Raw genomic sequence first — 14161 nt, 5'->3', positions numbered from 1 at the left:
GATGCTGCCATTCTTTACTGATCCATATCCAGATGAATTGATATATTCGGCGGTCGCACGTTATCACTTTTACAGTGGGAATATTGATTGCAAAGATACGTTAGAAGAAGTATTTCAAAGTCGTTCAGTGATTCCGAGTGTTGAGATTGGTAGCCATTTTAATTCTCTCGCTAAACAGATGGGCACGCATTATTCGTTAGAAAGTTTATTAGCCAAGCATACAATTTATCCTTTCTATGCTCCTTTTCTATCACAGGAGAAGCAACGACAAATTATGCAGGATGTTCAAGGTGATGGAAAAGGACTTTATACAAGACTTGGAATGGTCGCAGGAGGTATTTGTAAAAAGGACGGACTCTATTATTGTCCGGAATGTGCAGCTAGTGATATTGAGCAACATGGAGGACCCTATATTCATCGTGAGCATCAACTACAAGGGATTGATTTCTGTGCGCATCATGAATTGAAATTAAAGAAGTATCCTGTCGATTTTTCAAAGCAGAGTCGAATAGAGTTTATTCGATTCGATAAAAAGCTAATGAACTTATCAAAGATTCAAGAAGTTGAACCAAAAGAGTTTGTAGCCATTCAAATTGCTTTAGCAAAGATGGCTTATCAACTGCTACAAGTTCCAATACATCAATTTTCAAGGGGATCTATTAATCTTAAATATCGGGCTCTTTTACGAGAGCGTAATTTAATAACAACCTCTAATCGAATTCGGCAAAAGGAGCTATACAAAGCATTTCAATCAAAGTTTCCAAAAGGATTTTTAGTTAAGTATGAATCAGCAATCGATGTTGATAATGAGTACAATTGGCCGAAGGTCATTACACGCAATCTAAAACGTCATGCGCATCCTTTCCGTCATTTGCTTATGCTTTATTTCTTAGAACAAGATGTAGATTCCTTTTTACAAGGTGAAGCTGATATAGGTCCTTTCGGTAGTGGTCCATGGCCTTGTTTAAATAAAGCAGCTAATCATTATAAGGCATTTGTAATTCCTGAAGTAAATGTTACGAGGGATTTTAAATCAAAAGCACCCATTGGTACGTTTGAATGCTCTTGTGGCTTTATTTACGCTAGAAAAGGCCCTGATAGATTATCTAAAGATAAATATCGTATTGGACGTGTAAAAGCATTTGGAGACGTCTGGAAGGCTAAATTACATGAATTGGAAGCCAAAGGAACGTCCAGTACAAGAACATTAGCTAAAATGCTTGGTGTAAATTCGAAAACGGTTAAAAAATATCTTTCTTCAGAGATAAAAATAGAAGGATTATCAGAAAACGATATCCCTTCGATGTTGCTGACTAATCGAAAACAATTATTAAAAGGAATGCAGCAATACCCAAGTTATTTAAGAACTCAAATTCGTCAGTGTTTCCCAAAAGAATATATCTACTTGTATCGTCACGATAAAGAGTGGCTGTTTGAACAGTTGCCTAAAATTCATGAGAAGAAGAATAATCAAGCAATTGTCGATTGGGCCTCACGTGATCGGGAATACTGCTCTGAAGTAAAAAAACTTTATAAAGAACTAATCGTACTAGATAAACCTATTCGGATTACAATCTCGATTGTTGGAAAACGACTTGGAATATTATCTAACTTGGAGAAACACCTTGATAAGCTACCCCAGACTAAAAAGCTCCTATCTGAAATTACAGAATCTACTCAGCAATTCCATATCAGACGTTTTTGTAAAATTATTGATCGAATGTTACAGGGGCAAGAACCAGTTGTTTTATGGAAGGTACAGCGTATTGGTGCTGTTAAGTCACATCATTTTCATGAAATAAAACCGTATTTGGAAGAATATTTACGAACAAAACAGGAAGTGAAAAGTTATGAGCAAACAACAGGTTAAAATTGCTTGGCCTTTTGCAAAAGGTGAAAAAGCACAACTGATATGGATTGGTGAGCCATTCCGATGTGATCATAAAATGATGATTAAAGCTTATTTTCGCTCACAAGGTCGTACAGAAGGTATTTTAATGGATTGGGGTACATTACCATGCCTAGCAATCCAACATTATTATACTGATGGCATCATTACGGCTAGTCAAGTTCCTAAAGGTGTACAAGAAATCGATATGACTATTTATCCTAATAGTGTTAAATATCACAAACGCCCTTGGTCTATTCAAGGAAGCAGTGATTCTGCAACTTCCCGTAGTTTCGTGTTCTCTTTTGATGGCAAGAATGTCATTTTACCAGTCATTGAAGTGTTGCGTAGCATTTTAGCTCCGAACGGCTTTCTTTTATATCGCTTGTTTGAATCGAATTCATTTCCTCAATTCTTCACTGAAACATACGAACCTAATAAAATTCATCTTAGCTTTTCATCATCTTATGAACTGAAATACACCAAAACAGGTTTTATTTATCAATTGGTTTGGTTACTAACGAATCGTGATTTACGGCAAGTCTATGAAAATATAGCCTTTACTTGGTTGCAGGAAAAGGCTTTGATATTTGAATGGGGCCTTACACAATCGATTACCATAACGGTTCGTGTAAAAGAGAATAATAATTCGTGGACAGTTCTACAAATCGTAAATGTGAAAAATAAATATATTCCATACAAACATATCTCAATTTCACATCCAGAAATACAAGATCAAGTGAAATCGAATGAGGCGAAGAAATATACTTATCGCGCCGTAAATAAAATGGACGATGAAGAGGGCCTTACATTAGATGAACAAGTCGATGGCTCCACGGAAGACTTTGATCTTGTACAAATGAATCAGTTGAAACATGAATATACATTGGTACCTAAAATCAAACGAATTAAAAGTAGTTCCTCAAAGCAGCGAACGAAAGAAGATGAAAATACTAAGAAATACTATGGCAATAATGATTCAATGCGATCTACAGCAGATAGTGGAGGTCAACATCTAGCAAGAGGGCTAGAGCATCAAATGTTGCACGAAATCCAGGCTCAAGGTGAGCTAAATGATTTTATTAATGTGTTGAAAGTAATGGAACAGCATCCAAATGTAGTGGAAATTAGAGCATTTACCGATGTGCTACCGGAAGGCTTGGGAGAACGTAAATTTACAAAGTTAAGTGATGGTGTTACGAAAAGACGATATGTGATTGCTAAAGTACATATGACAAATGGAAAGCAATTTAATATTATAGAAGTAGAGCGTGAGAATCGTTCGTTGTCGATGTTGATTTTATCATCGCCTAATACTCATAACTGGAATGCTATTTATCATTGTTTACTTGTAAATCTTGTTAATAGCAATGGCGCATGGACGAGTCAAACATTGAAAATCATTGAAAATCGAGGTGTTATTGTGATGAAGGCGAAGCATAGTTCTAAAGGTATTCGTCATAGGAGTAATATATTGTTAAATAAGTTAATTTTAAAGAACACACTTTTAAAACATTAGTGTTCTTCCGCAATCGGGCTAGTTAATCAAAGAAAAAGTTATATAAACCTTGCTAATGTTACAAATATTTATAGTCATTTTAAATTCGAGTTGTATATCTAAGAAAAATGTAATAAGTAAAACCGGACAAAACCCGGCCGGTTCTTTTTTATACGATAACCTCCTCAAGGAATATTTACTAGAGGATGTCTTTTAATGTCCAAAACACTGTGATAAGGAAGGAATTTGAACAGCCGATTGCTCTTTTTAGGGCAAGTGGTCAGTCAGACCCAAGCTAAATAGTGTGCAGAAAAAAATTTGGAACTACACCAGCTAAAAATATTGGCTAAAAGGTATACCAACGAATATGCCGCACGGTTAATAAACTAGACAAGGTTAGAATAGTTCCCAGGGGTAGGAACTGATGAACTTCCGAAAGTACTAGTACTGGTCTAAAGTTTGAACATAGGGAAACTATGTCCCATCCAATGATGGAGTGAGGGGTGTAGAGTAAATTTGGCCCTTTGAATCCAAACGCTTAGCATATCTCAAATAGGAGATTGCCAACTGATAAAGAAACATATAGATATATTTTGAGTTTGACAACCGAACTGCTTAAAGGTAGAATAAATTTACAATAAAAAGCTACGATAGATTATCAATATAACTACAAAGGGAAAATGTATTAGCACTTGGGTAATGTGTCATTGTCCTTGTGAAAATATAATTAAAGACTTTTGTAGTTAGTTTGAAATAAATCGGTATGAGATATCACTATATTTGGTGATATCTCATACCGATTTTTTTGTTAGGGGGGGCAATATGACAAAAGGTCAAATAGAAGCAGAAATCAGCAAAGCATTATCGCAATGGGAGAAGGATTTTCTAGGTCGCGGATCCGTTACGGTCAAGACCGATATTCTCCGCGACATGGTAATTGTGGTTTTGAAAGGAGTCTTAACACCCGCTGAATATAAGCTCTCTGAAACAACGGAAGGATTGTTGTCGATCAAACAAATTCGTTCTCACTTGGTGGAATCAGGTCGAGACAAATTAGATGAAATCATTCGAGATAAAACCGGTGAAGAAGTAATGATATTTCACACTGATATTAGCACAAGAACCGGTGAACGAATTATGGTCTTTAAATTATCGTGTAATTTAGAGGAAAAACTAAAGTCTTAATAAAATCAAACTTGGGAGATCTTTAAAAGACCCTTTTAAGAATATAGAATGGGTAAGTTGAAGATAAACCAGCTATTTTACATGCTAAAGGGATTATATATCGTCGGTCAACACTGGTAGTAGAATCGGAGGACTAAAGAGTGACTGATATTATTATTCAAAATTTACTATCTCCAGTTGTGTTGTTTTTTGCACTTGGAATACTCGCAGCAATGGTGAAATCAGATTTAAAATTTCCAACGGCGCTAAGTGAAACGTTAAGCATATATCTTCTGATAGCGATAGGAATCAAAGGTGGAATCGAACTTTCCCATTATTCATTGAGCACTGTTATAAAACCTATCCTCGGAACCCTGTTTTTAGGTACTTTTATACCTATAATCGTGTTATTTATCCTCCGTTTCATGAAAATGGATTTTAAGAATGCCATCGGCCTGGCTGCGACATACGGGTCGGTGAGTATTGTTACCTACGGAGCTGCTATTTCGTTTCTTAGTGAATTTGGAACAAAGTATGAAGGTTTTATGAATGTCTTAGTTGTTCTACTGGAAAGTCCAGCTATTTTTGTTTCCTTGCTTTTGTTGAAACTGAATGAAGAAAATCAAGGGCATTCTTTGTCACAAAATATCAGATTCACTGCAGGCAAGCCAATGGTCAGTGGTTTAATTAATACAAAAGTGATTAAAGAAAGCCTGTTTGGAAAAAGTGTGTTGCTTTTGCTGGGAAGTCTTGTGATCGGATGGATTGCGGGTGAGGGTGCTCTTCCTGCTGTTAAGCCATTGTTTATAGACCTTTATCCAAGTGTTTTGATGATCTTCTTACTCAATATGGGTGTGATCGCTGGTCAAAGGCTTCCTGAAGTGAAAAAACATGGATGGAAAATCCTGCTCTTTGCAATCTTTATGCCTGTATTATCCGGCATTTTGGGGATTTTTGTCGGGAATTACATTGGTCTTTCGCTAGGAGGTACTACATTGATGGGGGTGCTAGCTGGAAGTGCTTCGTACATTGCTGCTCCTGCCGCATTAAGAACCTCAGTTCCTGAGGCTAACCCATCCATTTATCTAGGGTTGTCTATAGGGATTACTTTTCCCTTTAATTTGATTTTCGGAATACCGCTTTATTATTCAATAGCACAATGGCTTCAATAATTCTATCATTAATAAAGAAAGGAAGTGTTGATCATGTTTGCGGATAAAATATTTAATAATCAACAAATCGAAAATGAACCTATTTCAACTAACCCAGACAATAGGAAAAAAGTATTATGTATAGTTGGGATGGAGGAACCATTGGAACAATGGTTAAATTCTGCGTCTCATTTTCTCCCGGAACAAATAATGGTATTAAAAAGCTATGGCCCGGTTATCTCAGAACCATACGATAGTCTCATGCGTAACATAATTATAGCAGTTTATCAAGAAAATGTAGAGGAAATTTTCGTTATAGGGTCAGCAGATAGAAATGAATCTATTTCGGACCCTAGTAATTTAATTTCCAAAGTCATACAAACAAAAATTCCAGCGGTTAAGATTCAAACCGTAGAATATCTTTTTAAACATTGTTTCCCTGGATTTACAGCAAACGATATGGCTCAATGGATAGAGGGAAGCAAAACAGTCACAGATGGTATTAAACAGTCTGTAAACTTGATTCGTCGGCATCCTTTGATGCCCTCGGAAATTAGAGTATATGGCCTATTGATAGATACTGTTAATGGTGTGTCTACGCGAGTTGTGGATCATCAATAACAAGTATATTTAAATATGGTTGGGGTTGAAAAACTATGATCAAAAAACAACATTACGCAGATCATCCATATTCTGGTCGTAAAGCAGTTTTAGCGACTATGCACGGAAAAGAGCTGGCTATTGGTCCTCCCTTTCATAATCTGTTACAGCTTTCAATTGTTACTCCTGAAGGGTTAAATACCGATGGTTTGGGGACTTTTACTGGTGAAATAGAGCGTAAGGGGACACCATTAGAGACGCTGCGAAAAAAAGTACAAATGGGAATGGACCATCTTGGACTACCGTATGGTATTGCGAATGAAGGAAGTTTTGGACCTTATGATAATTTTCCTTTTATCGCCCAGGATCATGAAATTCTTATATGGATTGACAATGAACGTGGAATTGAGATTGTAGAACATACGTTAAGTACTAAGACCAATTATGCTTCAAAAACAGTTTCAACATGGAATGATATGGATGATTTTTTATTGAAATCGGATTTTCCTGCACATGCACTTATTGTAAGTCCGAATTCCGAGTTTTTACCTGGATTAACCTTCAAAGGATTAAACCAAATAGATGACGTAAAGGAAGCCATTAAACGTTGCGCTTCTGCTTCCACTGACGGTCAGGCACTTATTCAAACTGACATGAGGGCACATATGAACCCCACTAGAATGAAGGTTATCACTGAACTTGCAGAAAAAATGGTTCGACGGTTAGCAACGTTGTGCCCGAAGTGTTCATGCCCCGGATGGGGGATTGTTGATTATGTTAAAGGATTGCCCTGTGCAGGTTGCGGGTTAAAGTCAAAACAAATATCAAACGAAGTATATGGTTGTCCAATCTGTGATTTTAGGGAAACTCTTCCGCGCCAGGATGGTGTTAAAACCTCTTCACCTGCTTATTGTGATTGGTGTAATCCTTAATCATTAGAGTTTTTTTAATAAATAGAATTCTTGTAGAGGAACGGGTTAAATGGGTGAAATAGGCTTTAGGAGTCTTTGTGGAGGTAACTGGGAATAATAAAAAAGTTACACTGTTTTACCCCTTTGGATTGGTTATCTAAAGGGGCTTATTTACATAGAAAGTAAAAGAACATATGAATTAAAAGGTGGATTAAGGAAATGTGAATTGACAATAGAGTTGCTCTGGTAATGGCCCGTTTATGGAATAAGGCTTATGCAGTATTTTAGCAAAGGGTCTTCTTCTTTTATAGAATTTTTCTCAAACAATATCCTAATACTATAGTTTTTGAAAAGATATAACAGATGAGAAGTTTTTATAAAAAACCATTTTTACAAATTTATGGGTTTAAAATATCTGACTATTGTGATAATATAAGAGTGTTGCTTTGTGCAATAATAAATATCAGGGAGGTTTCAGTAATGCAGACGACTTTAACAAAACTTAATTTGAAAGTTGAACTCCATGCTTCAAACCTAATGACCCCTTCACACATGGAATGGACACCTGATGGAAGATTATTAGTTTCTGAGACAACTGCTGGAAGCATTAAAGACATAACGAAACCTGGAAATTACTTAGACGTTGCCCCTTTTGCTTCTGGTTTAAAAGGACCTTCAAGTATAGTCCCTTTACAAGATGGGAGAATATATGTATGCGAGACTTGGGCTAATAGAATTATAGATGTAAGTTTAGGGGGGGATAGTACTGAAAACTTTCCTTTTTTAGACGGATTACAAAGGCATTTAGTTTAACGTACTTAGGTGACTATTTAGAAGTTGTAGAAAGAGACAGCATAACAACAAATAGAGTTTTAAAAATAAATCCTGAAACCGGTTCTAAAGAAGTATTGATTAAAAATATTCCTGCTGTGCCTATGCCAGGGCTAGAAGGAATTTTACCGCTAGAATCATTCCCTGATAATTTTGAATACGAATGGAGCATGTACAGTGGATGTGCCGGATGGAAAACAAAGATTTTTACTGAAGATGGTCAAGAGTTCAATGTGTCAAGCAGCTCTGCACTTGGTCAGATTGTTAAGGATCCTGAAACCGAAACTGATTACATGGACTTAGTGAAAAAAGGAAACTTAATTGCTTCTGGATTGGATTGGAAGGGTGGGATGATTCAAAATCCTGTAAACAAAATGTTATACGTAACTCAGCCACATAAAGGAACAATATTAGAAATTAATCCTTTTGAAAGCAAAGATTACAGGTTTTCTGCCCCTATAATTCAAGGTTTAAATATGCCTACCTGCGTACGTTTCAGTCCTGATGGTAACAGTATGATGTTTGTTCAGCTCCAACCGGATCTATATGGAAATTTACAGGATTTCAAGAATAAATGATTCGAAGGATGAGAGTATATATACTCTCATCCTTTAGATTATAGGGAGTAATTTATGAATCTTAAACTACCTAACATAATGAAAGTATTACACAATCGTTCTTTCTCTTTGCTTTGGACCGGGCAGAGCATCTCGATGTTTGGGCTGGCTATATATATTACCTGTCTTCCCTTTTTAGTCTTCCGGGCAGGAGGTAGCGCAACAGAATTTGAACTGCTCCCTGTCAAGTAGACAGTAAAAAATTAAAAAGGTTTGACCTAAGCTACGACCTGGTATCGATACTCTATCGGTGCCAGGTTGTTTAATTTCTGTTGATAGCGTTCCTCGTTATAAAATCGCATATAGCGATCAATATCCTCGACTAGGTCTTCATAACTCTTGTACTTTTTCAATTCATAGCTCTCGCATTTGAAATGACCAAAGAAGCTCTCCATTGGCGCATTGTCGATACACTTTCCGACACGGGACATACTGCGCGTGATCCCTGCCTGGGTCGTGATGTGTCGATATTCTTTCGATGTATACTGTGACCCTCGGTCACTATGAAGTAGAGGCGTCGCGTCTGGGTTCGCATCCAAGGCTGCCCTCAGCGTCTCCATCACCAATGGATTGTTGTTGAAGCGACCGATTTTATAGGCCACGACAGACCCGTCGTACAGGTCTTTGATGACACTCAAATAAGCCTTGTTCCCAAGACCGTAATGCAGGTGCGTGATGTCCGTCACCCATTTCTGATTGGGCTGCTCCGCTGTAAAGTCTCGGTTCAAGATGTTGTCTTCGATGTTGACATAGCTCGTCTTCGTACAGTAGCCGTTCGATCGACGAATAAAAGATTTTAGGCTTAGTCGAATCATTAGGCGACGAATCCGTTTGCGATTGTAGCGCTTCTTGAACTGACGGTTGATGAACATCGTGATTCGTCGATAACCGAGGATTCCCTTGTACTTTTGGAACATCTTCTTGATCTCGCCAAGGAGCCATTCATTTTCTTTTTGTTCGTCCGTCGGTGTATGGTTCAACCATTTGTAATAGCCGGACCGTGATACTTCAAGTATCTGACAGAGTAGCTGGATCGGTGCCTTTGTCTCCTCATGGTAGTCGTGGATCGCCTGGAACCTATGGAGATGGATTCCTACTCTCGCATTCTGGACCTCCTTTCGATTTCCTTCAGCTTTTTTAGGAGACCATTCTCCGTCTCTAAGTATTGGTTGCGATGACTCAGTTCTTTGACACGTAGCTCCAGCTTCTCCACTTCTGTCAGGTTCTGCTTGGATGCCAACGGCTTCCCACGTCGGTCTTGTAGGGCTGACTCTCCGTCAGCCTGTTATTTCCGTACCCATCCATACACCTGTTGGTACGAGACCCGATATTTCTTCGCAGCCCCGTGATAGTCGAGGTCGTTGGCTATCGCATACTGGACGACCTCTATCCGTTCCTCAAGTGTCGTGTTCCGTCCTTTACTCATATCTTTACACCCTTTACTAGTGGATTTTAAGTCTTTCCCACTAGTGTAACGCTTTATCCATTTCTCTAAAACAGACGATGTAGATATGTTGAATCTGGCGCAGGTCTCATTGAGGCTCCCTTTACCCGTCAGATAATAATTGACTGCCTCTAGTTTCAGCTCTTGTGAGTACCGTCTCCAGGTATTTGATTCTTTCAATCCATCGATCCCATCTGATCGATATTTACGGACCCAATCTCGGAGAGTCGATTGACCAACACTGAATTCTTTAGCTATCGCTCTTATCGGCTTCTTCTCATCCAAGACGCTTATCACTAATCTCAATCGTTCGTCTAATGTATGGTCTGTGGTTCTTTTAGACACAAAAATGCCCCCTTCACAGTAGTTGAGAATTTTTATTATTTCTCTGTCTACTGTGAAGGGAGCATATCAAAGTGGCGTCTTTCCTGCTTCTTTTTTATTTGTTACAATAGGGTGTGGATAAACTAGTACGAATTGTGAATAACTTTGTGCATAATCCTAATTGTCAGAGGAGGTCGAATAATGGAGAAATACGCATGCGAAACCCATGTAAATCAAGTACTTGACGAGGTAACGGCGTCGACAGGAGAATTTCCGATTCTTGAAAAGCTCGAGAATCCAGAAAACTTATCCACACGCTGTGAACATTGTAAACAGGCAGCTATATATATCGTAGCTGGAAAAAAATAAGACACAATATGTAGATAACCTATGTGGATATGTGGATAACTAATGTGGACAATGTGTTTGTAAATGAACTGTAAAGGTGGATAACCTGTGAATATCACAATTGTGACGGTTGGAAAGTTAAAAGAAAAGTATTTAAAAATGGGCATCGAAGAATACGCAAAACGTCTCGGCGCTTATGCAAAAATCGAACAGATCGAAGTGCCAGATGAAAAAGCTCCGGAAAATTTAAGTGACGCGGATATGGAAATCGTCAAACGCAAAGAAGGCGAACGCATCTTAGCTAAAATTCACCCAGACTCACATGTCATCGCTCTTGCCATTAACGGGAAGACGCGCAGCTCTGAAGAACTCGCTGCGCATCTCAATTCCCTCATGACATACGGTACTAGCAAAATCGTCTTTGTCATCGGCGGCTCCCTCGGTCTGCACGACGATGTCTTAAAGCGATCAAATGAGCAATTGTCGTTTGGGAAGATGACACTGCCGCATCAGTTGATGAAGCTAGTGTTGTTGGAGCAGGTGTATCGGAGTTTCAGGATAATTAAGGGGGAGCCATATCATAAGTAGCTCTAGCGAATAATCATTTTGAGGGAGGAAGAGCAGATGAATTTCCAAGCAGGTGAACTTCTTCAAGCAGTTGAAAACAATGATGTAGGAAAAGTAGAATCTATTTTACAAGATTCGTCCTATCCGATAAATGAAACAAATGACAAAGGAGAATCTCCTCTGTTGATTGCTACACACAAAAACTTTATTGATGTCGCAAAACGTCTAATTGATGCTGGCGCTGATATTAATCAGCAAGATCATATTCAGGACAGCCCGTATTTGTATGCGGGGGCACAAGGGAAAACAGAGATTTTGAAGTATATGATTGTACATGCTGAGCCGAATCATACGGTTGTGAATCGCTATGGTGGCAATGCTTTGATTCCGGCAGCGGAAAAAGGTCATTTAGAGAATGTGAAGGTTCTTCTGCAGGACGGGAAAGCAGATATCGATCATCAAAATAATTATGGCTATACGGCTTTGATTGAAGCAGTGGCTTTGACGGATGGTTCAGCGCTGTATCAGGAAATTGTTCAAGAACTACTCAAGTATAATGCGAATAAAGAGCTACGTGACAATCGTGGAAAAACTGCACTGGATTATGCCAAGGAAAAAGGCTATACAGAAATGGTGCAACTGTTAGAAGCCTAGTGATGAACGAGGTGACTAAGATAGAACCGACTAGCCAAGCAATCTTCGAATCAGAAAGATGTTATGTCAGACGTTTTGCCGAAAGCGATTTGGATGCTTTTGTTGACTATCGCAACAATGTGGAATGGATGAAATATCAATCGTTTAAAGGTTATTCGCGGAAAGAATATAAAGAGATTCTATTAAAGGAAACTACCTTGGAGAGCGGGGCGCAATTTGCCATCGTCAGGAAAGCGGATCAAACGCTCATTGGAGATGTCTTCATCAAGAAGGAAGATACTATTTTCTGGATCGGTTACACAGTTAGTCCCTCTTTTAAAAGGCAAGGTTATGCTTCTGAAGTAGTCCAGACAATGGTTGAATGGATCCAGCAGCAAGGCGACTATCAAATCATGGCTGGGGTGGCGAAGGAAAATAGTGCTTCCATTGAGTTGCTACGGAAACTGCAGTTTAAGCAGGTTGATGATGAGGACGGAGAATTATTTTTTCAATTATCGAAGCCTGCATTAGGAATCATATAAAAAAACACCCTCACAATAAATGAGGATGTCTAATTCAAAGTGTGTTCAGTATGTACTGAATTGTGACGATGACGAGGGCCACGAAGACTACCTTCTCAACTAGGCCACCCGTTCGGAAATGGGCGATACGGAATCGCTTCGCTTTCGGTATAGGGAATAGAAGCGGCACCCCTTGAGGGTTCAGCATGTCGAGCAGTACGTGGCTAAGTGCACCGATAAAGAAGCCAATTGCGATTGGGTAAGCGTAAGAGCTGAATTCTGTCACTTCTAGCCCGGAAAAGAGAAGCAGGCTAAACAATCCAATGATAAGTGGGGAGTGGGTTGCTCCGCGATGGGTGGTCGTGCGTCTTACTAAAAAGCCAAAAGGTTTCAAGCGGTTGCTGATGAAACTATTCTTGTGGTCGATGTCTGGCGCAACCGAGCCGATCAGGGTAGCGACGGCAAATGGCACCACTTGCTCTGGCGACACATACTCGGTATGTTGAAGGACCGCGAGTGTAATGAGCGCCCCGCCAGCGAAATGGGTCTTGTATTGCATGAGAAACCTCCTAATATATACTGCTCATCTATAATACGAGGTATCTGAGCACGAAACAATCCAACAAATTATATATTCAGGAACCATTGATGTTCCTTTTTAAGATTTGAAAATGAAAAGAGGCGATTGCTATCCACTCAATACATAAACTAGGAGAGCGGTTTTGGTACATTTCCGCTATTTCTTTAACCGACCGTCCGATTCTTGGAATGGTGACGGGCACTGAGAAGACACTCCTGATTGATGCAGGGAATTCGGAAGAGCATGTGACTTATTTTATCCAAGAGCTGAACAAGAGGGATGTACCGAATCCAGATGTAGTTGTACTGACGCATTGGCACTGGGACCATATCCTTGGCCTTTCCGCACTACGGGATACAGTTTCTCTTGCTTCGAAACAGACTGCTGCGGAGATGAAGAAGTTACTGCCATACTCGTGGTCAGATGAAGCGATTGATGAACGGGTACGAGAAGGCGTGGAAATTGAGTTTTGTGCCAAAGCGATTAAAGAAGAATATAAGGATCACCGAGATATCAAAGTGACGTTGCCAGACAGTACAATCGATAAAAAAGCAGAGATTTATCTTGGTGGTGTGACATGTATCGTGCAGCATGTCGGAGGGGACCACGCGGAAGACTCGGTCGTTGTGTACATACCGGAAGAGAAAATTCTTTTCCTCGGCGACTGCATCTATCCAAGAATGTATGCTGAAAAGGTACATTACACGGTCGATGAAACCTTGCGACTGCTCGACGTATTGAAATCGTTTGATGCGGAAACGTACATTCCTTCGCACCAACAGCCGATTTCCAAAGTGGAATTTAATCAGGAAGTGGCGATGCTTCGAACTCTTGCAAACTATACAAAGAGTTGCCAAGGTGATCAGCTGAAAATAACGGAACATTATAAAGCCGACGTGAAGAGAGAGCTCACTGAAGATGAACTCGAGACAATCTCTTATTTTGTGGACGGATATAAACAATAAAGAGGAACCGCACCAGGAGTAGGTGTGGTTTTTTTAAAAGATAAGAAAGTATATAATTTTTGATGCCATGAGCCCAGTGTTCATGGTATTTTGATTTTATGGAGACAAATATTCTTAAG

The 14161-nt window shown here is 39.1% G+C and carries 14 protein-coding genes and 1 pseudogene; 13 read left to right on the top strand and 2 right to left on the bottom strand.

Annotated elements, in window-relative coordinates; genetic code table 11:
• The first annotated feature begins 1 nt into the window (after window position 1).
• The 8 genes from JOD03_RS11200 to JOD03_RS11165 all read left to right on the top strand — a co-directional run bounded on the left by JOD03_RS11200 (window position 2) and on the right by JOD03_RS11165 (window position 8621).
• Window positions 2-1870, top strand: a complete 1869-nt coding sequence (locus tag JOD03_RS11200) for a TnsD family Tn7-like transposition protein (RefSeq protein ID WP_204591159.1) — start codon at window positions 2-4, stop codon at window positions 1868-1870.
• On the top strand, window positions 1851-3407 hold the full coding sequence (locus tag JOD03_RS11195) for a Tn7-like element transposition protein TnsE (RefSeq protein WP_204591157.1): 1557 nt from the start codon (window positions 1851-1853) through the stop codon (window positions 3405-3407). The genes JOD03_RS11200 and JOD03_RS11195 overlap by 20 nt, the downstream gene beginning before the upstream one ends.
• Before the next feature lie 801 nt (window positions 3408-4208).
• Window positions 4209-4571 (top strand): Na-translocating system protein MpsC family protein, encoded by a 363-nt coding sequence (locus tag JOD03_RS11190; protein ID WP_204591155.1) that lies wholly within the window; start codon window positions 4209-4211, stop codon window positions 4569-4571.
• A 140-nt stretch (window positions 4572-4711) separates the two neighbouring features.
• Window positions 4712-5722, top strand: a complete 1011-nt coding sequence (locus JOD03_RS11185) for a sodium-dependent bicarbonate transport family permease (RefSeq protein WP_204591153.1) — start codon at window positions 4712-4714, stop codon at window positions 5720-5722.
• 33 nt (window positions 5723-5755) lie between these two features.
• On the top strand, window positions 5756-6322 hold the full coding sequence (locus JOD03_RS11180) for a carbonic anhydrase (protein WP_204591151.1): 567 nt from the start codon (window positions 5756-5758) through the stop codon (window positions 6320-6322).
• A gap of 35 nt (window positions 6323-6357) precedes the next feature.
• The gene (locus JOD03_RS11175) at window positions 6358-7233 is read left to right on the top strand and encodes a DUF6671 family protein (RefSeq protein WP_204591149.1); all 876 of its coding nucleotides are present in this window, start codon (window positions 6358-6360) and stop codon (window positions 7231-7233) included.
• A gap of 459 nt (window positions 7234-7692) precedes the next feature.
• Window positions 7693-8025 carry a PQQ-dependent sugar dehydrogenase family protein gene (locus JOD03_RS11170; RefSeq protein WP_204591147.1) on the top strand — a complete coding sequence of 111 codons (333 nt, stop codon included), beginning with the start codon at window positions 7693-7695 and terminating at the stop codon, window positions 8023-8025.
• Between the two features lie 95 nt (window positions 8026-8120).
• The gene (locus JOD03_RS11165) at window positions 8121-8621 is read left to right on the top strand and encodes a hypothetical protein (protein ID WP_204591145.1); all 501 of its coding nucleotides are present in this window, start codon (window positions 8121-8123) and stop codon (window positions 8619-8621) included.
• A 257-nt stretch (window positions 8622-8878) separates the two neighbouring features.
• Here JOD03_RS11165 and JOD03_RS11160 read toward each other — a convergent pair.
• Window positions 8879-10449 (bottom strand): annotated as a pseudogene (locus tag JOD03_RS11160) (IS3 family transposase).
• Between the two features lie 180 nt (window positions 10450-10629).
• On the opposite strand from JOD03_RS11160, the gene JOD03_RS11155 reads away from it, so the two are divergent.
• The 4 genes from JOD03_RS11155 to JOD03_RS11140 all read left to right on the top strand — a co-directional run bounded on the left by JOD03_RS11155 (window position 10630) and on the right by JOD03_RS11140 (window position 12518).
• On the top strand, window positions 10630-10797 hold the full coding sequence (locus tag JOD03_RS11155; protein ID WP_204591143.1) for a CxxH/CxxC protein: 168 nt from the start codon (window positions 10630-10632) through the stop codon (window positions 10795-10797).
• 87 nt (window positions 10798-10884) lie between these two features.
• A complete protein-coding gene (rlmH, locus tag JOD03_RS11150) occupies window positions 10885-11364 on the top strand; it encodes a 23S rRNA (pseudouridine(1915)-N(3))-methyltransferase RlmH (protein ID WP_204591141.1) in 480 nt (159 codons plus the stop codon).
• Between the two features lie 36 nt (window positions 11365-11400).
• On the top strand, window positions 11401-11997 hold the full coding sequence (locus tag JOD03_RS11145; protein WP_204591139.1) for an ankyrin repeat domain-containing protein: 597 nt from the start codon (window positions 11401-11403) through the stop codon (window positions 11995-11997).
• Between the two features lie 2 nt (window positions 11998-11999).
• The gene (locus JOD03_RS11140) at window positions 12000-12518 is read left to right on the top strand and encodes a GNAT family N-acetyltransferase (RefSeq protein ID WP_204591137.1); all 519 of its coding nucleotides are present in this window, start codon (window positions 12000-12002) and stop codon (window positions 12516-12518) included.
• Window positions 12519-12552: 34 nt separating this feature from the next.
• Here the strand turns inward: JOD03_RS11140 and JOD03_RS11135 are convergent, their stop codons facing one another.
• Window positions 12553-13056: a metal-dependent hydrolase gene (locus tag JOD03_RS11135; protein ID WP_204591135.1), complete on the bottom strand. Its 504-nt coding sequence runs from the start codon at window positions 13054-13056 to the stop codon at window positions 12553-12555.
• Between the two features lie 131 nt (window positions 13057-13187).
• Here JOD03_RS11135 and JOD03_RS11130 point away from each other — a divergent pair, with 131 nt between their 5' ends.
• A complete protein-coding gene (locus JOD03_RS11130; RefSeq protein WP_204591234.1) occupies window positions 13188-14042 on the top strand; it encodes an MBL fold metallo-hydrolase in 855 nt (284 codons plus the stop codon).
• Window positions 14043-14161: the final 119 nt, after the last annotated feature.

Source organism: Chryseomicrobium aureum (assembly GCF_016909155.1).
GTDB lineage: Bacteria > Bacillota > Bacilli > Bacillales_A > Planococcaceae > Chryseomicrobium > Chryseomicrobium aureum.
The sequence above is the reverse complement of the archived record's forward strand: the minus strand, read 5'-3'. Positions and strand labels throughout refer to the sequence as shown.